Source organism: Gilliamella sp. BG1, from assembly GCF_046635625.1.
Lineage (GTDB): Bacteria > Pseudomonadota > Gammaproteobacteria > Enterobacterales > Orbaceae > Gilliamella > Gilliamella bombi.
Window position 1 is genome coordinate 153902 of sequence record NZ_JBIDFG010000001.1, and the last position, 22057, is coordinate 175958.

General features: G+C 35.0%; 17 protein-coding genes and 1 pseudogene. 9 read left to right on the plus strand and 9 right to left on the minus strand.

The annotated features are described in order from the left end of the window. Positions 1-688 precede the first annotated feature (688 nt). Complete coding sequence (locus ACGH80_RS00655; RefSeq protein WP_411630382.1) at positions 689-2068, minus strand: hypothetical protein; 1380 nt, start codon at positions 2066-2068, stop codon at positions 689-691. Positions 2069-2782: 714 nt separating this feature from the next. Here ACGH80_RS00655 and deoC point away from each other — a divergent pair. The 3 genes from deoC (at position 2783) to ispC (ending at position 5451) form a co-directional block, all read left to right on the plus strand. Next, positions 2783-3448: a deoxyribose-phosphate aldolase gene (gene deoC, locus ACGH80_RS00660; RefSeq protein WP_085164593.1), complete on the plus strand. Its 666-nt coding sequence runs from the start codon at positions 2783-2785 to the stop codon at positions 3446-3448. A 61-nt stretch (positions 3449-3509) separates the two neighbouring features. Further along, complete coding sequence (deoR, locus tag ACGH80_RS00665; protein ID WP_411630383.1) at positions 3510-4271, plus strand: DNA-binding transcriptional repressor DeoR; 762 nt, start codon at positions 3510-3512, stop codon at positions 4269-4271. A gap of 1 nt (position 4272) precedes the next feature. Further along, complete coding sequence (gene ispC / locus ACGH80_RS00670) at positions 4273-5451, plus strand: 1-deoxy-D-xylulose-5-phosphate reductoisomerase (protein ID WP_411630384.1); 1179 nt, start codon at positions 4273-4275, stop codon at positions 5449-5451. 166 nt (positions 5452-5617) lie between these two features. On the opposite strand, the gene ACGH80_RS00675 is transcribed toward ispC, so the two are convergent. After that, the gene (locus ACGH80_RS00675; protein ID WP_296301681.1) at positions 5618-6580 is read right to left on the minus strand and encodes an aminoimidazole riboside kinase; all 963 of its coding nucleotides are present in this window, start codon (positions 6578-6580) and stop codon (positions 5618-5620) included. A gap of 313 nt (positions 6581-6893) precedes the next feature. Between ACGH80_RS00675 and ACGH80_RS00680 the strand changes: the two genes are divergently transcribed. Then, a complete protein-coding gene (locus ACGH80_RS00680; RefSeq protein WP_296301680.1) occupies positions 6894-8363 on the plus strand; it encodes a glycoside hydrolase family 32 protein in 1470 nt (489 codons plus the stop codon). Between the two features lie 44 nt (positions 8364-8407). Here the strand turns inward: ACGH80_RS00680 and ACGH80_RS00685 are convergent, their stop codons facing one another. Further along, positions 8408-9412, minus strand: a complete 1005-nt coding sequence (locus tag ACGH80_RS00685; protein WP_065607123.1) for a LacI family DNA-binding transcriptional regulator — start codon at positions 9410-9412, stop codon at positions 8408-8410. A gap of 195 nt (positions 9413-9607) precedes the next feature. Between ACGH80_RS00685 and ACGH80_RS00690 the strand changes: the two genes are divergently transcribed. Next, complete coding sequence (locus ACGH80_RS00690) at positions 9608-10852, plus strand: oligosaccharide MFS transporter (protein ID WP_411630385.1); 1245 nt, start codon at positions 9608-9610, stop codon at positions 10850-10852. Between the two features lie 180 nt (positions 10853-11032). After that, on the plus strand, positions 11033-11794 hold the full coding sequence (gene cysE / locus ACGH80_RS00695) for a serine O-acetyltransferase (RefSeq protein ID WP_411630393.1): 762 nt from the start codon (positions 11033-11035) through the stop codon (positions 11792-11794). Positions 11795-11857: 63 nt separating this feature from the next. Here cysE and ACGH80_RS00700 read toward each other — a convergent pair whose 3' ends face one another. The 6 genes from ACGH80_RS00700 to ACGH80_RS00725 all read right to left on the minus strand — a co-directional run bounded on the left by ACGH80_RS00700 (position 11858) and on the right by ACGH80_RS00725 (position 18535). Further along, positions 11858-12691 carry a mechanosensitive ion channel domain-containing protein gene (locus tag ACGH80_RS00700; RefSeq protein ID WP_411630386.1) on the minus strand — a complete coding sequence of 278 codons (834 nt, stop codon included), beginning with the start codon at positions 12689-12691 and terminating at the stop codon, positions 11858-11860. A 61-nt stretch (positions 12692-12752) separates the two neighbouring features. Beyond that, positions 12753-13346, minus strand: a complete 594-nt coding sequence (gene slmA, locus ACGH80_RS00705) for a nucleoid occlusion factor SlmA (RefSeq protein WP_034909580.1) — start codon at positions 13344-13346, stop codon at positions 12753-12755. After that, a complete protein-coding gene (gene dut, locus ACGH80_RS00710; RefSeq protein ID WP_034909576.1) occupies positions 13343-13801 on the minus strand; it encodes a dUTP diphosphatase in 459 nt (152 codons plus the stop codon). The genes slmA and dut overlap by 4 nt, the downstream gene beginning before the upstream one ends. Continuing rightward, positions 13785-15011, minus strand: a complete 1227-nt coding sequence (gene coaBC / locus ACGH80_RS00715) for a bifunctional phosphopantothenoylcysteine decarboxylase/phosphopantothenate--cysteine ligase CoaBC (protein WP_411630387.1) — start codon at positions 15009-15011, stop codon at positions 13785-13787. Before coaBC ends, dut begins: the two co-directional genes overlap by 17 nt. A gap of 52 nt (positions 15012-15063) precedes the next feature. Continuing rightward, positions 15064-16725, minus strand: coding sequence for a DNA repair protein RecN (gene recN, locus ACGH80_RS00720; RefSeq protein ID WP_411630388.1), 1662 nt, complete (start codon positions 16723-16725; stop codon positions 15064-15066). Positions 16726-17266: 541 nt separating this feature from the next. Continuing rightward, positions 17267-18535 (minus strand): 3-deoxy-D-manno-octulosonic acid transferase, encoded by a 1269-nt coding sequence (locus ACGH80_RS00725; RefSeq protein WP_296317497.1) that lies wholly within the window; start codon positions 18533-18535, stop codon positions 17267-17269. A 99-nt stretch (positions 18536-18634) separates the two neighbouring features. On the opposite strand from ACGH80_RS00725, the pseudogene ACGH80_RS00730 reads away from it, so the two are divergent. From ACGH80_RS00730 to metE, 3 genes and pseudogenes are all read left to right on the plus strand, one after another. After that, positions 18635-18889 (plus strand): annotated as a pseudogene (locus tag ACGH80_RS00730) (transposase); the annotation flags it as partial. A 160-nt stretch (positions 18890-19049) separates the two neighbouring features. After that, positions 19050-19601, plus strand: coding sequence for a YagU family protein (locus tag ACGH80_RS00735; protein WP_085164625.1), 552 nt, complete (start codon positions 19050-19052; stop codon positions 19599-19601). 173 nt (positions 19602-19774) lie between these two features. After that, a complete protein-coding gene (gene metE / locus ACGH80_RS00740; protein ID WP_297225944.1) occupies positions 19775-22048 on the plus strand; it encodes a 5-methyltetrahydropteroyltriglutamate--homocysteine S-methyltransferase in 2274 nt (757 codons plus the stop codon). Positions 22049-22057: the final 9 nt, after the last annotated feature.

The following is a 22057-nucleotide window of genomic DNA, read 5'->3' on the forward strand; positions in this document are numbered from 1 at the left end:
ATTAACACGATCCTTACCAAAATATTATACATAGCCCCCTCTATCATTTTTTTATTTTGATAATATTGTTGTTCATATTGTTCTAGCAATACCTAGTTCTTGGCTGAACAACCACGCATACAATAATAATAGATTTCAATATATTTAAATAGTGCTTTATTGGCTAGCATCCTCGGTCACTGCGAACGAGCATATTTTTAAGAAAGTAGCGCCGAAACAAAGCTTGCTTTAATGTATTACAGACTAAATGACGGTCTAGGTAACGACTCGTTTGCCTAGCTTTTCGATATTATGAAAATTGATATTCCCCCATAAAATCGTTCAGGTGGAGCATTGATTTTATTAAAGTTTTTTTTAAATTTAATGTTTTTGTAAAATCAAATACTTATAGTTTGCTTTATGTTTTTATTACGATGTTTTTTTGGATTATTTACCACTCTTACAAATTGCTGACAACTGCAGCAGGATAGCAAAGAGACCATTTTATCCCAGCTAAAGCCAAAAATTGCTAAGAAAATCGCTCTATCTTCTTAGCTCATACATTGCTACTAAAACTATTTAAAGCAAAAGCTCAAAACGTCCGAAACTATACCGAATAAAAACAACCATTAAAGTTTACTTTTTTTAATAGATTGTCTGCTATTGAGAATATAATTCCCCCCAGCAGTCAAGGGCTAAATCCAAAAGACTAATTAGCAGCACAAAGACCATATCTACTGATGCTCAAACCTTCTCTGAGCACATCACCGTCGTCCGAATCAACACCAAACTGAAAGCCGCCTGCTATATCACTCGTCCAGTAGTTGCGGTCGGCAAAATCTGCATTGGAGTAATGAAGCATATCGCCCCACTCAGTAAAAAAGCCCGCGCCAATTCGACGCTGATAATGATTACCAGATGACGATGGCATGGCACCGACAGAACCTTGACACCAGTGACCTGACCACTTACCGGAACAAACCGCATTAGTTAAATCCCTTACCTGTGGAAAACGATAACCTAAATGGCTACACCAAGAAGCTTGTTTAGAAGCGTCAGTCGCTCGAAATCCACGATTAACGAACCATTGCTTCAACACAAACCCATACTTGACAACCACACTACCTTGACTATCTCTACCCACTAACTCGAATGTTTGAGGCAAGGTTGGCTTGCTAATTGGACTTGGGGAATCTGAGCTTTTTTGGTTATCACTTGCCCTAGGACCCGTTAGCGTAACGCGCATTACCTCTACTGAATGATTGGATATCCAATTATCGCCTGCATTTGGTAACGTCCTTGTCACAGTAGCTGTTATTCCCCCATGTGTAACAGGAGTCCAAGTCAACTGACTACCTCCACCTATGTCTAAATCAAAGTACAAACCATCTGCACCTGTTGTCGGAAAATTTAATTCGTAAAATGTTGGATTAGTTGATTGAACTAGAAATCCTTTAGTTGGATTCCAAATATTAGCTGGACCAGCGTAATCACCTGCACCATAGGTTAGATTTGGTCTTACATGACAGATTTTAGGAGGTAAATTTGGGCTGATGTAGTACTCCACCGATTGACGGTGGAAATAATTTGTATCTGGTACACCGTACTGTGTTTTTAAAGACCCCTCTGTACTACTTAATATCACCTTATAAGGTGCTTTACAAATATCTAAAATATCATTACGACTAACAGCATTACCATTTTTATCGGAAAAATAAGCAGATAGATTTCCTTTTGCGGTTACGCCATTTATTCCCTGACCATCACCATCATCATCGCCCCAATAATGATAAGTGTTCACTATATCATTTAAACTGACTGAATCAACTGATGAGGGAATCAACATGTGAATATCACTTAAAGTACTTCCTTTAGGTAAAGTTATTGGATTTGTTACGCTTGATGTATTGGTTGATGGAGTAACTATTGTTCCATCCAATAGAGTGATATTCAATAAATCATCGGTTGTGATCGCTTTAGTTTTACCACCATCAAATGTTAAATATGGTGCACTACCTTCTATAACATTACTAGTATGCGCAGTTAATGCCTGCAAATTAGGCGAATACGGCAATAACAACAATGGCACTAATACCAACGTTTTTTTTGTAGATAATTGTATGGATAATTTCGATGCTAAAAATGAAGTAAGTGTAAAAACTCGTCTAACGTGGTTATTTAATAAATTTAAGACATAGGTTTGCCAGTGCTGGTGTCTGGTGTCTGGTGTTGATAAGTATACTGCATAACATCCCTTTTGTAAAGTAATATATTGTTTTATTTTATTTTTTTAACGAGCTATAATCTATAAAATATAGCTGAATTAATTCTAATTTTTAAAATTATAATGTTTAAAAAAAATTTGGCTACATTTTTAACTAAAAATTTTGTAAAGATTTATTAAGATACTTGATTTTTTTTTGGATGTGCTGAGTTTCGATCGTTTTTATCTTGTGATAAAACACACTCGGCTCAATAAAACAGAGTATTATAAAAAAAATGAAAAATAGAAGAATTAAATTCCATTAACTCTTTTCCTTCATCAGGATGTGCTGTCACCTAAGCGAAATTAGCACGCCAAATAATAATATTTGGTAAATTATTGATATAAATGTTATTTCTTTCACAAAAAACTAAAATTTAAACACAGATTTTTATCTGTACTATTTCAATCAATTACGCCATAATGTTATAAAAATAACAGTGCTTGGCTATATTTGTTATTTTTATAACATCCCTATTTATTTACAGACTAACAATATTTAATTAAACATTATTACAAAGACATTTTAAGGATCTCGTTATGAGTTATGCAAAGTATATCGATCATACTTTACTTGCAATGAACGCAACAAAAGACCAAATCACTAAACTCTGTGAAGAAGCTAAACAATATCATTTTTATTCAGTTTGTGTAAATTCAGGCTATGTTCCTTTAGTGGCTAGTTTACTAAAAGGTAGCGATGTAAAAGTGTGTTCAGTCGTTGGCTTTCCTTTAGGTGCAATGCTAACTAGCGCTAAAGCCTTTGAAACCGAAATGGCGGTTAAAGCAGGTGCGCAAGAAATCGATATGGTCATCAATGTGGGTTGGTTAAAAAGCAATGATTGGGATGCGGTTAAACAAGATATTGAGGCGGTATTTAATGCTTGTGGCGCTGTGCCATTAAAAGTGATTTTAGAAACTTGTTTATTAACTAAAGACGAAATTGTTAAAGTCTGTGAAATCTGTAAGCAAATCGGCGTTGCTTTTGTTAAAACCTCAACAGGGTTTAGTGTATCTGGCGCAACGGTTGAGGATGTTAAGTTGATGCGTGATACCGTTGGCAATGAGATGGGCGTTAAGGCATCGGGTGGTATTCGTGATCGTCAAACGGCTGAAAAAATGGTTCAAGCGGGGGCTTCGCGTTTAGGGGCTAGTGCTGGTATTGCGATTGTTTCTGGCGATGCAACTTCGACCAGTGATTATTAATCAATGATATCAATTAATAAGCTACTTATGTAGCTTGTTATTATTGATTTATGGGATCAGCATGGAAACACAATCACAAAAAAGAGTGAATGATCTTATTCAACTTTTAAAAAAAACAGATAAGATTCATTTAAAAGATGCTGCTAAGTTGTTGGCTGTTTCAGAAATGACTATTCGCCGAGATTTGAGCAATGTTGGCTGTTCCCTAAGTGTTTTGGGTGGCTATGTTGTTAGTGATGCTCGTCATCAAATTACCCCGTATTTTTTGTCAGACCAACAAGATAAACAGGTTTATGAAAAACAATATATTGCCAATATAGCTAGTAAATACATTGTAGAAAACGATACCGTTTTTTTTGATTGTGGTACCTCTATTCCTTTTATTATTGATGCCATTGATGATGATGTGGCATTTACTGCGATCTGTTATTCATTAAACGCATTTTTAGCATTACAAAATAAATCTAATTGTAAGACAATTTTATGTGGAGGTCATTATCAGGCTAATAATGCGATTTTTAGCACTATTGGACAGCATAGTGAATTAAATTCGATTTGCCCAAATAAAGCATTTATTTCGGCCGCAGGGATTGATATTAAGCAAGGCGTAACTTGTTATCATTTTGATGAAGTTGATATGAAATTGCAGGCGATAAAAAAATCAGGTCAAAATATTTTGATTGCCGATCATACTAAATTTAATCAAGTTAAACCGGCTTTTATTGGTGAGTTAACTCTGTTTAATCAAATTATTACAGATAAAGTGCCAACCAAGCAATTTATTAATTTTTTAGCTAACCATAATATAGATTTAATGTATTAATATGAAAAATATCACAATTTTAGGTTCGACAGGTTCAATTGGTTGCAGTACGCTAGCGGTTATTGCTCAAAATCCACATCTATTTAAAGCTTATGCTTTAGTAGGAGGTAATAATGTTGCCAAAATGACTGAGCAATGTCTGGCTTTTAAGCCTAAATACGTTGCCATGGCAACAGCGCAAGCCGCGACAGAGTTAAAAGCAAATCTTGCTAATTTAAAATTGGATATTGAAGTGTTAAGTGGTGAACAAGCCATTTGCGACTTAGCGCAGTTGCCCGAGGTCGATCAAGTGATGGCGGCTATTGTGGGGGCGGCAGGATTAAAACCAACGCTTGCTGCGATTAAGAAAGGTAAGCGTATTTTGTTGGCCAATAAAGAATCGCTAGTAACCTGTGGGCATTTATTTATGCAAGCGGTTAAAGAGTATGGCGCTGAGTTGTTGCCGGTAGATAGCGAACATAACGCTATTTTTCAAAGTTTACCAACGGCGGTACAGCATGATTTAGGTTTTGCTAACCTTGCTGAGCATGGTATTACTAAAATCGTGTTAACAGGTTCTGGCGGACCATTTCGTGATTGGGATTTAGCTAAACTGGCACATGTCACCCCCGAGCAAGCGGTTGCTCACCCTAATTGGTCGATGGGTAAAAAAATATCTGTTGATTCAGCAACGATGATGAATAAAGGGCTGGAATATATTGAAGCTCGTTGGCTATTTAATGCTAGTGCCAACGAAATGGAAATTATTATTCATCCGCAATCAATTATCCATTCAATGGTACGTTATCAAGATGGTAGTGTGATAGCTGAACTTGGTGTGCCTGATATGTGCACGCCAATTGCTTATGCCATGTCTTACCCCGATCGTGTGCCTTCAAGCGTACCACCTTTAGATTTTACGCAAATTTCGTCGTTAACATTTAAACAACCTGACTTTGACCATTATCCATGTTTAAAATTGGCAATCGATGCCTTTAATCAAGGGCAAGCGGCTACCACAGCGCTCAATGCTGCCAATGAAGTTGCGGTTGAAGCATTTTTGCAACATAAAATTGGTTTTATGGATATTGCTAAAAATGTATCAAAAGTATTAGATAAATTGGCTTTCCCTGAGCCATCGACGATTGATGATGTTTTTATAATAGATCAGTGGGCAAGATCACAATGTAGTCGGTGTTAAATGCTATTTGATTTTATAAACAGTAATTTAACTAAATAGTTGAGTTATTAAATAGTTAAATTACTGAGTATTTAAGTTATTGAGTGGTAAAGGGCAGTCAATCATAATTATATTTTGAAACTATTGTATTCAATCTTGCTGCCCTATTAGTAAGTTTTTACTATTTTTAGTATGCTATTTGTTTTGCTGTTAATGTTGGATTATCGCTAATAAATGATTGTAAAAATGTACTATCAGGTAGTGCAGTTAATGCGCCTTTTTTGGTTGTAGCTAAGGCTCCACAAGCACTGGCAATGGTCATCATGCTTTCTAACATCAGTTTATCCTCAGGCATGCCTGATGATGCAATACTGCTGAGTAATCCTGCGACAAAAGCATCACCTGCACCAGTTGTATCAACACTATTTACATGGTACGAATCAAACGAAAATGTTTTACCTTTCCATAATACAATGCTGCCATCTTTACCTTTGGTAATTAATTTTAATGGTGCTTCATAGTGTTGTTGTAGTTTATTTAATGCTTCACTCCAATCATTGCTTTGAGTTAACCAAAATAGTTCTTCGTCTGATAGTTTGAGGATATCAGCATCATGACAAAATTGGGTAATGGTGGTGCGCATTTCGTCTTTATTGTCCCACATCTGTTCGCGCAAGTTAACATCAAAGCTAATTAGGCCATTTTTAGCGGTAAGCTGTTCAATCGCAGTTTTAAGTGTTTGACGGCAGGTGTGGCCAACTAGCGCCAAAGAGCAAAAGTGTAAAATATCTTGGTTAAAATTAGGAATTGCTTGCTGAGATAAAAATTGATCAGCTGAAGGTGAAACCAAAAAAGTAAAACTACGTTCTCCGTTTTTTCCTAAATCAACAACCACAGTACTTGTTCGATGATGTTCATCTTTTTCAATGCTTTGGCAATCAACGTTATATTGGCGGAATGTGGTTTCCATAAAATCACCAAAAGGGTCATTACCAACACGACCAATAAACGCTGAAGGCAGCCCTAATTTTGCAATACCAATTGCAACATTTGCAGGTGCGCCACCAGCACATGCTTTATAATTCATATCACCAAATGGCAATAAATCAATAACGGCATCCCCAAGGGACCAAACTTTAGTATTATTCATTTTTTAACTCGATTATAGTCAGTTACTGCGGTAATCTAGTATAGAGACAGATTACTTGAGTTTTTTGAAATATGTCATCTTTTTACTTTTTAGTAAAGTCATTAATAGTTAATCTGTTGTTGAATTTATAATAGTCATTTTTTAAAAGTCCGCCATAGACTAAATCATTTGACAAAAAATTCATTGTTAACGTTAAAAATATGTGACTATCATCACATATTTTATCGCTAATTTCATTAACAGTTAACGTTAACAATTAAATTAAGATACTATTAAATAAAGGTATCTAATATTGGATAAAAAAGGGGTTTTTATGTCTACTGCTATTGATAAAGCCAATCTATCTGTTAAAAATTTAGAAAAAGTAATGAATAAACAATATTATCCACATTTTCATTTAGCTCCACCAGCTGGTTGGATGAATGATCCTAACGGTTTGATTTACTTTAAAGGTCAATATCATGCCTTTTATCAGCATCATCCTTATGATGAAAATTGGGGACCAATGCATTGGGGACATGTTGTTAGTGATGATTTAGTCACATGGCGAAGGTTGCCAATAGCTATTGCTCCCGATCAAGAATTTGATAAGTCAGGCTGTTTTTCTGGATCGGCCGTAGATAACAATGGTGAGTTATGCTTAATTTATACTGGTCATATTTGGTTGAGTGGCCAAGGTTATGATGAACAGATTCGACAAAGCCAATGTCTTGCAACTAGTAAAGATGGCATTCATTTTGAAAAGCAAGGCACAGTACTTATACCCCAAGACGGAGTAATGCACTTTCGCGATCCTAAAGTGTGGCAACAAGATGGTAAATGGTGGATGGTTGTTGGTCAAAGAACGCCAAATAATGTTGGTCAAGTTTTGCTATTTAGATCTGATGATTTAAATGAATGGCAATTGGATCATGTTGTAGTGAGTGATATCGATCCTGATGTTTATATGCTTGAATGCCCTGACTTTTTTCCACTTGGTGATAAATGGGTTTTGATGTTTTCACCACAAGGGTTGAAAGCAAAAGGTTATCAGTATCGTAATCAATTCCAATCAGGCTATATAGTAGGTAATTGGCAACCTGGGCAGCAATTTTCAATAGTTAGACCTTTTCAAGAAATGGATTTTGGACACGATTTTTATGCACCGCAATCATTTCTTGCCGCTGATGGACGTCGTATTATTTTTGCTTGGATGGATATGTGGCAGTCAGCCATGCCAAGCAAAAAAGATAAATGGGCAGGCGCATTTACACTTCCTCGTGAACTGATTTTAGATCAAGATAATAAAGTCAGAAATCGCCCAGTAAAAGAACTTGAAGCATTGCGCGAAAAGCCAAAATCATTTGGTGAAATAACGCTCAATAGTGAACTTAAAAATACCAATATTGAGTCAATTTGTTGTGAACTTTGTGTTGAGTTTGATCTAAAAGAAAGTGATGCTGAGCGTTTTGGTTTGCAACTTGCTGCCACTGAAAATGGTAAACAAGCAACATTACTATATGTTGATTTACAATCTAATCGTATTGTTCTTGATCGTAGTTTATCCGGTCTTGAATTAACTGGTTATCGTAGCGTACCATTACCAGAGAGCCAAAAATTAACTTTACATGTGTATGTTGATGCTTCATCTGTAGAAGTATTTGTTAATGGTGATTTATATAGCCTTTCAAGCCGTATCTATCCAAAATTACCAGCAGAACGAGTAGTTAATTTATTTGCTGAAAATGGTAGCGCCAAAATAACCAAAGTAGATAGCTGGCAGTTAAAATCTATTTATGCGTAATTGATGATTGAATTGATCGCCATTTGGCGGTCAATTTAAGTAAGCTATAATGAATTCCTTTCTAAATAAGGTGATGCTACCTGTATTATCTGTTTTTGGTTTTTGTTATTAATTATATGTAAAGCTGCTTGTTCTCCAATCTCATAATGAGGCAATTGCACTGTTGTCAGTGGTGGATAAAATAGTTCACCAGTACCTACCATGTTATCGTAACCTAATACAGCTACATCAGAAGGAATATGAAGTCCTTGACCGAGTAAATATTGATAAGCAACAAAAGCTATTCGATCATTACCACAAATTAATACATCAAAATCAGGTTTTTTATTACAATGTTGTTTCAGTATATCAACCGTCATCATATATTCTTGTGCAAGGTCATCTGATAAAGTTGAGGTATGGTAACTAGTAATCTTATTTAAATTGTAACCCGCATCTAACCATGCTTGCTCAACAGCTTTACGTCTAGTTTTTCCTGCTAATGTGGTTTCTGATAAATAGATGCATAATGGTTTTTTATAGCCTTTCTTTATTACTTGTTGCATGGCTTGATATTGACCCAAATAGTCATTTGGAATATAGCAAGCTAGTTGTTTTGAATCACTTATACAGTTGGCTAATACAACATTTTTATCTAATAACTTTTCAGGAAGTTCAACTTTTCTTAATCCCATTGTGGTATAGATAATACCGTTAGGGCGATATGATAGCAGGGTGTTTATTGCATGATCGGGATCTTTATCATCAAATAAATTAACGATAAAGGTATTCCAGCCATGATCTTGTGCAGTCTTTTCTATGGCTTGTAGTAATTCTACCGAAAATGGCGTCATTGCTGTTTCTAATGCCAAAACACCAATTGCTCTTGGTCCTGAATTATCACCACGAATCTTCCTTGCCGATAAGTCAGGTACGTAATTAAGGTGCTCAATAGCTTGTTTAACGCGTTTGTAAGTTTCTTTATTTAATTTTTCAGGGTTATTTATTGCGCGTGAAACCGTCATCAATGAAACAGATGCTAGCTTTGCAACATCCTTAAGTGAAGCCATAATTAAATCCTTTTGTTTAACAAGATAAAAATGATTATCAGCCATTACTATGCATGATGATACCACAAATAGAAATGATAAAAAGTGTGAGGTAAGTAACATTTATGACAATTGGTTCTATCTATTTAGTATCAAATATGACAATAATGTTAACGTTAAACTTCATCGATTTTCAACAATATAAGAGTAATAAACATGAATATGATAAAAAATAGAAACTATTGGTTCTCGTCTGGTTACCTTATTACTTTTTATGCTGCGTGGTCGCTGTGGTGGTCTTTTTACGCAATTTGGCTAAAAAGTAAAATTGACTTATCAGGTGAGCAGTTAGGTATTGTTTATGCGGCTAATTCTGCCGCAGCTATGTTTTTCATGATTTTCTATGGCATTATCCAAGATAAATTACAAATAGGTAAAGCTGTAGTGACCTTCCAAAGTATTATTATGGTTCTTATTGGCCCTTTTTTAATTTATGTGTATGAGCCTTTATTAAAAAATGATTTTATTTGGGGTGTTTGTATAGGTGCACCAGTGTTAAGTGCCAGCTTTATTTCGGGCAGTGCTTTGATTGATTCTTTTATTGAACGTATTAGTCGATTATTTGGCTTTGAATTTGGTCCTGCTCGTTTTTGGGGATCATTTGGTTATGCTGCTGCAACGTTTGTTGCGGGTATTTTATTCGGCATTGATCCTCATATTAACTTTTGGATGGCGTCGGGTGTTGCGGTTATCTTTTTCACCATTAATATGATATTTAAGCCAAAACAATATCAAGCATCACCAACTGCAAATAACGATACTGCTTTAGTAGAAAAAACAACGACTATACCAACAATGGGCGAAATCTTATCGCTGTTTGGTTTGCAAAAATTTTGGTTGTTTGTGTTGTTTGTTATTGGTACTTATAGTTTTTATACTATCTATGATCAGCAGTTATTTCCTAATTTTTATACTGGTTTTTTTGAAAAACCAGAAGATGGCTATCAAGTTTACGGTTATTTAAATTCCTTCCAAGTCTTTTTAGAAGCAACTTGTATGATTATTGCTCCTTATTTTATTAACAAAATGGGAGCTAAAAAATCGCTATTAGTTGCTGCACTAGTTATGATTTGCCGAATTGCATTATCTGCAACGTTAGATAATATTTATCTGATATCATTCGTTAAGTTATTTCATGCAATTGAAATTCCATTATTTATTTTGGCAATGTTTAAATATATTGTAGGTAATTTTGATGCTCGGTTATCTGCTACACTTTATTTAGTTGGTTTTAATATTTCATCAAATCTTGGCGTTATTGTGTTGTCATGGTTTGTGGGTAAATTATTTGATAATACAGGATATGCGACAACATTTTATGTGCTTGCTGGGGTTGTTTTTATTACTTCGATAATAGCTATATTTACTTTAAGTGACGAAAAAAAAGCAAAACAACAATGATTTTAAATTAGCTCTAATAATTATAAAAATGGGGACATATTGTTTCCATTTTTCTTTTTATTGATGTCAAATCAATACAACCCTTGCTTCTAAGGAAAGTTTGCGAAACAATATTAGCAATTTAGATAATATGTATAGGGACTTGTAGTGAACGATGTAAAAGTAGTTGTTAAACCCGAGATGTTATGGCAAACCATTCGACAAGAAGCCTCTGAGTTAGTTGAAAGCGAGCCGATGTTAGCTAGTTATTTCCATGCAACTTTACTCAATCATGAAGATCTGGGGAGTGCTTTAAGCTATATTTTGGCTAATAAGCTTGTTTCTCAGGTTATGCCCGCTATTGAAATTCGTGAAATTGCCCGTCAGGCTTATCAAGCGGACCAAAATATTATTCAGTCAGCTATATGCGATATCATGGCTGTTTATATTCGCGATCCAGCCACTAATTACTATTCAACACCACTTCTTTATTACAAAGGATTTTTATCCTTGCAAGCTTATCGAATTGCACATTGGCTTTGGAAGCAAAATCGTAAGTCATTGGCGGTTTTTTTACAAAGCCAAATTGCGATTGTATTCGGCGTTGATATTCACCCTGCGGCAAAAATTGGCTGTGGAGTAATGTTTGATCACGCAACAGGTATTGTGATTGGAGAAACAGTGGTAATTGAAAATGATGTTTCTATTTTACAATCGGTTACATTAGGCGGAACGGGTAAAGAAAATGGTGATCGCCATCCAAAAATTCGTGAAGGGGTGATGATTGGAGCTCATTCAACAATTTTAGGTAATATTGAAATAGGCAAAGGTGCTAAAATTGGAGCAGGCTCTGTTGTGTTAGATCCCGTACCTCAGCATACAACCGTTGCTGGTGTACCAGCCAAAGTGGTGGGTTGCCCTGATTGCGAAAAACCAGCGTTAAATATGGATCAAGATATTTAATTGTTATTAGATAATAAAAAACTCCGTTGATAAACACAGACGGAGTTTTTAATAATTGATTGGCTACTTATTGTTAAGATTTACATCCATTGTTGGGTATGGAATATTAATATTATTTTCAGTTAATCCATTTTTGATATTTTCAAGCAGATCACCTTTTACCGCGCCATAATTTTCGTTTAATGTCCAAACTAACACATTAAAATTCATCGAGGACGCATCTAAAACATCTAATCGAATGGTAGGCTCTTTGGATGTTAATATATTATTAGTTTTATCAACTGCTTGCTTTAACACTTGATAGACTTTTTGAATATCTGAATCATAACCAACATTAACCACCAAATCTAAACGTCTTTCTGGTAAGCGAGTGTAGTTGATAATATTAGCACTTACTACTTGGCTGTTAGGAATTATAACTAGTTCGTTGGTTGGTGTAACAATAGATGTTGAGAAAATTTGTATAGAATCAATAATACCTTGCTGACTATTGATTATTACCGTTTCACCAACTTTAAATGGGCGAAAAATAATTAAAATCACTCCAGCCGCAAAGTTAGATAGTGAACCTTGTAACGCTAAACCAACAGCTAAGCCAGCGGCACCAATCACTGCAACAATGGATGCTGTTTGTACTCCTAATTGACCTAAAACAGCAACCAATGTCATTACAATAGTCGCATAGTATGCTAATGCACTAACAAATTTAACAACAGTTGGATCAACGTGTCGATTTGATAATATTCTTTTTAATTGGTTACTAATAAATCTAGCGATAGTTCTACCAATAACAAAAATTATAATGGCAAAACAGAAATGAGCAATATAGCTAAATACAACCCCATCATATTTTTCGATAAATGAAAGGGTGTAATTTAAGAAACCTTCAAAATTCATATTATTATCCTCAGTAATGGGTAATAGAAATTTTTGTTAAAGTATTTTAATTCGCAATTGGCTAAACAAGTTGTTTGATTAATAAAGACCAACGTGTATCAAAATTAGTTGTTGGTAGATATTTAAAACCTGAACGAGAATAACGTGCCATCATGCCCTCGCAAAAAGCTAATAATTGGCTAGATAAAATGCGTTCATCAGTTATGAAGGCAACACCTTCACGAATTTTTCGCTCGCGTAAAACTTGTTTAATTTGAGTTTCAATTCGTTCAAATAGCTGGCTAATACGTTCTTGTAACTGATCTTGCTCAAACATTAATGCGTGCCCAGTCATAATTCTGGTTAATCCTGGGTTCTTTTCAGAAAACCCTAATATCAAAGCAAGAATAAGTTGTAACCGAGTAAATGTATTTGGCTCTTCATGCATGATCACATTTATACGGGATAACAAAATATCTTCAATATAGACAATTAAACTTTCAAACATTTTTGTTTTACTCGGAAAATGTCGATATAAAGCTGCTTCAGAAACACCTACTGTTGCAGCTAATTTGGCCGTAGTTATTCTTTGAGTGCCTTCATTAGATTCAAGCATTTTTGCCAATGCTTGTAAGATATCTTCTTTGCGATTTCTATTTTTGCTACTCACGATCATTTTTTACCCGAATGTCCAAAACCACCTTCGCCTCGTGCTGATTCAACAAATTCATCAACAATGTTAAATTCGGCTTGTACAACCGGAACAATGATTAGTTGGGCAATTCGATCGCCTGCTTCAATCACAAAAGGAGTTTGGCTTCGATTCCAAACAGGAACAAATAGTTGTCCTTGATAATCTGAATCAATCAAACCCACCAAATTACCAAGTACAATACCATTTTTTGAACCAAGCCCTGAACGCGGTAACACTAATGCCGCTAAACTAGGATCAGCAATATGCATTGATAAACCAGTCGGGGTTAGGATAGTTTCTCCTGGTTTTATTTCGGTTGTTTTATCAAACATTGCTCTTAAATCAATGCCTGCAGATCCTTCAGTTGCATAAGTAGGCAGAGGAAATTCGTTACCTAAACGTTTGTCTAATACTTTTATATCAATTTTTCTTTTCATCATGACTCGCTTTATATCGTGTTATAACAGTTTGAAGTAACTGTGTTGCTAATTGGTTTTTACTGCTTAATGGTAACGTTTGCTCACCATTTTGCCAATACAGTGTTAATGCATTTTGATCGGAATTAAAGCCAATGGCTTTATCGGAAACATCATTAGCACAAATTAAATCTAAATTTTTTGCGGTTAATTTTTTTAGTGCATAAGTTTTAACATCATTAGTTTCAGCGGCAAACCCTACCACAAAAGGACGATGTGTTTTTAGTGCTGCGACACTAGCTACAATATCGGGATTTTTAACTAATTCAATCACAAGTTCATCGTTATCGCCCGTTTTTTTTATTTTTTGTGTCGCAATTGTTTTAGCATGATAATCGGCAACAGCGGCACAAGAAATAAAAATATTTGATTTTTTAGCGTGATTCATTGCTTCATCGTACATCTGTTTAGCGCTTTTAACGTCAATTCGGTTGACATTATTCGGCGTATGTAAATGAACCGGTCCACTAATTAATGTGACATTGGCACCCATTTGAGCAGCGGCGTTTGCAATTGCAAATCCCATTTTTCCTGAACTGTAATTACTAATATAGCGAACTGGATCGATTTCTTCGATTGTTGGTCCTGCCGTAATGGTAATTGATATATCTGAAAGCACTGAGGTTGATTTAAAATAGTGGGTTATTTCTTCAACAATAGTGAGCGGCTCAAGCATACGTCCTGGTCCAACATCACCGCAGGCTTGAAAACCACTGTCTGGACCTAAAATTAAGGTATTTCTTGACGCTAATACAGATAAATTATGTTGAGTTGCGGCGGCTTTATACATTTGTTGATTCATCGCCGGAGCAATGGCAATTGGCGAAGATGTTGCTAAACAAATTGTTGATAACAAATCATCGGCAATACCATTTGCCGTTTTAGCAATAATATTGGCGGTTGCAGGCGCAATTAATACTAAATCAGCCCATTTGGCAAGTTCAATATGACTCATAGAAAGCTCGGCCGATGGATCAAAGAGATCGCTAGAAACCTGATTGCCAGAAACAGCTTGAAGCGTCATTTTAGTGACAAAATGGCTAGCAGAATCAGTCAAAACTACATGCACTTGCGCGCCAGATTTTTTTAAATGGCGGACAAGTTCAGGACATTTATAAGCGGCAATCCCACCAGTAATCCCTAACAAAATACGTTTACCCGATAGACTCATGATCATGCATCCTTCACACCAAAAATGAAAGCGTTATATTACCACAATTAAGTTAGATAATAAGTAGCTCTTTCGCATTGGCTAATGTTGCGTCTGTAATTTTATCGCCGCCTAATAATCTCGCTAACTCGTTTAACCGCCCATTTTCGTTTAATTTTTGCATATCTGTAGTGGTTTTTTTACCATTAGTTTGTTTACTAACAAAATAGTGTTGATTAGCTTGTCCTGCAACTTGTGGTAAATGAGTAACGGTAATTACTTGAGTTGATTGTCCAAGCTGCCTTAATAGTTGCCCCACTTTTGCGGCGGTTGGACCGCTGATCCCAACATCGATTTCATCAAAGATTAGAGCTGGCGTATCCATTTTTTGAGCAGTTAACACCTGAATTGCCAAAGCAATACGCGACAACTCACCACCCGAAGCAACTTTAGCCAGTGGTTGGGGGCTTTGTCCTACATTAGTACTAACTAAAAAAGTGACTTGATCAGCACCATCTTCATTTAATCGATTTTCGTCAAAAGCAATATCGATACTAAATTGACCATTTGGCATTGATAAGTCATGCATGATAGTGGTCACTTTTTTTGCTAGTGTTTTGCTTATTGTTAATCTTTTTTGATGCAATTTTGTGGCAATTTCGACAGCGATTTGATGGTATTTAGTAATATCATTTTTAAGTTGTTCACTTTGTTCATCTTGCTGATTAATTTGTTTAAATTCAGCTAACAAAGTTTGATGTAAATCTGGCAATTCTTCGGGCAAGACATGATGTTTACGCGCCAAAGCAATCTGTTTAGATAACCGTTGTTCTAGTTGCATGACTCGAGCAGGATCAAGTTCTAAACGTTCACTATAATGACGAAGCTCATCGCTTGCTTCTTTAATTTGAATAGATGCCTCTTCCAACATGTTATAAACGTTATTTAACGCTGGATCGAGCGTGGTTAGTTCTTGAACACTATTTTTCACACTGCTTAGTAAATTACTAACGTTATAGTCGTCTGCCTCGTCTAACAACATGACAGATTGCTGGCTTAGATTAATTAACTGTTCGCTATTAGATAACCGTTTGTACTCTTCATCAATTTGTTGAAACTCCCCTTCAATGGGCGAAAATTCATTAAGTTCTTTTAATTGATATTGCAAAAGCTGCATATGCGCATCACGCTCTTGCCTTGTTGTTTCGTATTGTTGGTAAGCCCGTGTTGCCTCTTTCCATTGCTTATAGGCTTGATGCATTTGAGCAAGTAGTGTTGATTCATTCATATAATGATTTAACAACAACTGCTGATAATCACTGCGTAACAGGCGTTGATGCTCATGTTGCCCATGAATTTGAATCAACATTTGCCCCAAATCTTTTAATTGCGAAATAGGAACAGCTCGACCATTAATAAACGCTTTAGAACGCCCATCTTGATTAATCACTCGGCGCAAAATGCACTCATTGCCCTCATCAAGTTGGTTTTCGCGTAACCAATTAAAAGCCGCTGGCGTATCATCAAGCACAAAACAAGCCGAAATATCAACACGATCAGCCCCATGCCGAATAGATGAAGCATCAGAACGATTTCCTAAACATAATCCCAATGCATCAATAGCAATCGACTTCCCTGCTCCTGTTTCACCCGTAATAGCAGTCATCCCCAAAGAAAAATCCACAAGCAACCGATCGACGATAGCAAAATTATTAATAGTTAGTTGAGTTATCATAATAAATTAATACATAAGGCTAGTTGTAATGTTAGCAGTATAGCAGTAAAAACACTGTAAATAAATACAGGTTGGTGTTTTTGTTTTTTGAAATGTTTTGGGGATATCTACAAGCGCTATTTATATGAAATCGAAACTATTTCACCTAGGAGGTATGCAACTTTTTGATGTTATTTACTATTTGGTTTGTCAAAATTACTATCATTTATTGAATTTTGATTTAAATAGTCAATAAATTATTAAAGTTAAATGGGCTTTAAGGACAAAGAAATGTATCTCGATTTTTGTACACGGTTTATGTACATTCCTCTTTTTAAACGATCATATTGTAACTATCCCCTAAAATAGTACAGTAAAAGAGTAGAAAATTCTCTTTATTAACCCACAGAGGATTTAAATATGAAAAAAATGACTGAACATCAGATTGTATCTATTACTAAATATTTTTTCTTAACAATAGGATTCAATGTATAACTTAGAACTCTTACACTTAGTCCTAAACGTTTATGAGCATCAAAAATCAAACTACTACTTAAATTATCTAGCTTCTTATCCATTTTTCTATCTCCCTAAAATGATTAATTAATATAACTGCCTCTCGTTCTACGGTCTTAACAAAACTATTATAAATACGAAGTCTATCTTGAGTCGTCAGACTTTCTATCTGCTGAAAAATACTATTTATGTCATGTTGTATATCTGGTATAAAAGAATGTAATAGTTCATCCATATATTTCTGAGAAGAAAAATGGGGGCCGTAATAAACCATAGCACCATAAAGAAGTGGTTCAAATAAACTATGTCCTTTTAAAGAGGAGTCAAAAGAACCAAATACAATCGATGCGTGTGACATAGAATAAATGCGATTCAAAACCCCATAACTTTTTACAAAAACAATATCTGACAATATATTTTCAATATCGTTACATTCCGATATAACCTCTACTTGATTATTATATTGCTTTTTAATCACCTGAATAAAATCATCAAAAAAATTAATATGTCTGGGCACAAGTATTATTTTATAATCAAGATGAATTAATTTAGATAAAAGAACATTAACAGTATTAAGTTCATTGGGATGAAAATTAGAAATTGCTATTACTTTCCTTTCGGAAGTGATATTTTCAACACCATTAACGCGAATATTTAAGGGAAGTTTGTAGCTAGGCACAACCGACACATTAATATCTGGCATTATATGTAGCAGTTTTGTTCTAAGGTCATCTGTTTGTACATAAGCATTTTTAATTGGCGAAAACATTAACTCTCTATAATACCTGTTACTAAGACGTTGTATTGTTTTATCTGAAATATGACCATTTAAAAGTATCACCTCTCGCTTTAGCATATTCATTACTGCAAGAAAGTTTGGCCAAAAATCATGCTCAATAATTATTGCTTTTTTGATATGAAAGTGACTAAGAAACAAAGTTTGATGAATTAATGAATCAAAAGGAAAATATAATATTTTCAAATTCAGTTTATTCTTATGTAGTTTTTTATAAGCCTGAATAGATGTTACTGTTAATATAATATTTTCATTTGATTCTGGTTCAAATGAATTAATTAAATTAATTGCTGCATCAACTTCTCCTAAAGATATTGCATGAATCATTATACAATTCTTTTTATTCCATCGATGAAACAAAGAAGTAAGAAAATAATGTTGACTAATATGTTGTAAATTATCTCTAGTTTTAATATTTTGTTTACGAGCCTTAATGAAAGAATAAACAGCAAGCACAGGCAAAAATATTAACAAAAACTGAGTGACTATCAATAAACAATATCTAAATAATTTATCCATTTTTTCTCTATCGTTTAAATAAAACTGTAACTATCCCCTAAAATAGTACAGCAAAAAAATAGAAAATTCTCTATGATAAAAGTAAAAGAGGATTTAAATATGAGAAAAATGACTGAACATCAAATCGTAGCTATTTTAAAAGAAGCTGAAGCTGGTATTCCCGTTAAAGAACTTTGCCGTGAATATGGCATGGAGAATTCAACTTTCTATAAATGACGGGAAAAATACGGCGGAATGGAAACTTCAGACATCAAACGCTTAAAGGAGCTTGAAGCCGAAAACCGTAAACTTAAACAGATGTTTGCCCAGCTCAGTTTAAAAGCTCAGCTTCAGGAGGAAATCATAAAAAAGCTCTAGAGTCTACTAAGGCACGGAAAACTTGGGCAGTGCAATTGCAAGAAAGTCATTTCATCACCAATAACTTTTACACCTCCCCCAACTTATTCTTCTTTTATCCCAAATTACACAGGAGTATAATTTATACACTTCTTATTATAATTATGGAAAACCCAGTATGTTTAGAAATAAAACAAATCGTCAAGTCATTATTTGGACAACAATCATTGGTGGTTTTATTAGTGCTTTAGTTAAGTGGGGATCCGAGGTTAATATGCCTCCTCGTGTCCCGGGTGAAATTTCGCCTCCAGCGGCACATATTGATGCATGGCTTGGCTGGCTTGGAATTGATTCTCATTCACTTGATTATATTTATCAAACAGCAACTGTTTCTGGTGCGGTAACGCTTTATCACTGGTTATTCAGTTTTGCTTTTGCCTTTGTTTATGTGGCTGGTGCATATTATTGCAACAAAATCCGACTATGGTATGGCGCAGTTTATGGCACGATTATTACTATCTCTATGCATGGTTTTTTAATTCCATTACTTGGCTTTCGTCATCCTGCTTATGATGCCGAAGGTACTGTTGGTTGGTTATGGAATTTAAATGGCTATGAACTTTGGAGCGAAATTTTGGGTCATATCTATTGGGGCGTTTCAATTGAAATTTGTATGATTGCCGTTCTTGCTCATTTTTCAAGACCTATTCGTGGCGAGTGGCGTCAATAATTTAAGCTAAATCACTTAATACTAAATCCTACTATTTAACTATAGTGGGATTTTTTATTTTATCGGTTATAGTTAAAAACTATATTAACCAATAAAAAACTAGAATTATTCAATATCTGTTTTTTTTGTTATCTTCTTTATCACTAAAGAAAGTCGATAAAAAGGAAATAAAAATGAATACTGCTGTTATTGGATATCCTCGAGTTGGTAAGCTTCGTGAACTTAAATTTGCAACAGAAGCCTATTTTAAAGGTAATAAAACACAAGCTGAATTATTAAACGAAGCTAAAGCGCTACGAGCTGAGCATTTAAAACAACAAGCGGCTCAAAAAATTGCCTTTATTTCATCTAATGATTTTTCATTCTATGATGCGGTGTTAGATACAGCGTGTTTACTTAATGTTATTCCAAAACGTTACCAAGATTTAGGTTTACCTGAACTTGACCGTTATTTTGCGATGGCACGTGGTTATCAGGGTGAAAAAGGCGATGTGCGAGCACTCGCTATGAAAAAATGGTTTAACACCAATTACCACTATTTAGTACCTGAAATTGAAGATTCAGTACAAATTAAGTTAACAGGCACTAAACCTTTTGACGAATATCAAGAAGCTAAAGCGTTAGGTGTGCAAACCAAGCCGGTTGTGATTGGTGCATTAACCTTTTTTAAATTAGCGCAGTATTTAGGTAAAAAACAGCTTGTTGATTTTAAAGCCGATATTATTAAAGCTTATCAAGACATCATCCAAAAATTCACAACGCTTGGTGCTGAGTGGATCCAAATTGATGAACCTATTTTAGTCACTGACCTAAATAAAGACGATATCGCTTTATTTACCGAACTTTATCAAGCGATTTTATCGGTAAAAGGACAAACTAAGATTGTTTTACAAACTTATTTTGGTGATGTACGTGATTGTTATAAAGAACTTGTCGCTTTACCTTTTGATGGTATTGGTCTTGATTTTGTTGAAGGTAAACAATCATTAGCTTTACTTGAAAACAATGGTTTCCCTGCCGATAAAGTGTTATTTGCTGGTGTGGTAAATGGAAAAAATATCTGGAAAAACAATTACCAAAAAACCTTAGCATTACTTGGTAAAATCAAACAAAAAGCCGCAAATATTGTAATCAATACTTCTTGTTCATTACTGCATGTTCCTTATACATTGCAAAATGAGACCAAATTAACTATTCAACAACGTGCTTATTTTGCTTTTGCACAAGAAAAGCTACAAGAACTTGCTGAACTTGGTCAATTATTTAAGGATGCAAATCCTGAAAATAATGCCGCTTATAAAGCTAACCAAACATTATTTACTCGTGAGCGTGAGGGCGCAAATCAAGCTGTACGCCAAAAAGTGGCCGCATTAAAAGATTCGGACTTTACTCGTTTACCTGAATTTTCAGTACGTGAAGCAGCGCAGAAAAAGGCCTTTAATTTGCCACTATTACCAACAACCACTATTGGATCATTCCCACAAACACCTGATGTACGTTTAAATCGTGCTAAATTCAAAAAAGGTGAAATTTGCCTGAACGAATATACTGAGTTTAATCAACAAAAAATTGCGCAGTGTATTAAATTACAAGAAGAGATCGGTATTGATGTATTAGTTCATGGTGAATTTGAACGTAATGACATGGTCGAATATTTTGGCGAAAGCTTAAATGGCTTTGTGTTTACTGAAAAAGCATGGGTGCAATCTTATGGTACTCGTTGCGTTAAGCCACCAATTGTTTGGGGTGATATTTCACGCTCAAAACCGATTACTGTTGCATATTCAAAATATGCACAAAGCCTGACAGACAAACCAGTTAAAGGTATGTTAACAGGACCTGTGACTATTCTAAATTGGTCGTTCCCACGAGAAGATATTTCTCAAAAAGAATCGGTATTCCAAATAGCATTAGCAATTGGTGATGAAGTATTAGATCTTGAAGCAGCGGGTATTAAGATCATTCAAATTGACGAAGCGGCATTAAAAGAAAAATTACCACTACGTAAAGCCGATTGGAACAGTGAATACCTTGATTGGGCGATCCCTGCGTTTAGATTGGTACATAGCAAAGTGCAAGCAGATACGCAAATTCATACTCATATGTGTTATAGCGAATTTGCTGACATTATTAAAGATATTGATGCAATGGACGCTGATGTTATTTCGTTCGAGGCTTCTCGCTCTAATTTGCAGTTGATTGACGTACTTAATGCAAACAACTTCAAAACTGAAGTAGGACCAGGGGTTTACGACATCCATTCACCACGTGTACCACCAGTAGCCGAAATCAAAGCAACGATTGAAAAGTTACTAGCGAAGATTGATAACCAAAAATTGTGGATCAACCCAGATTGCGGTTTAAAAACTCGTGGCGAAAAAGAAGTGGTTGAAAGCTTACAACATTTAGTACAAGCCACTTTAGAAGTAAGAAAAACACTGAACTAAGTACTGTTT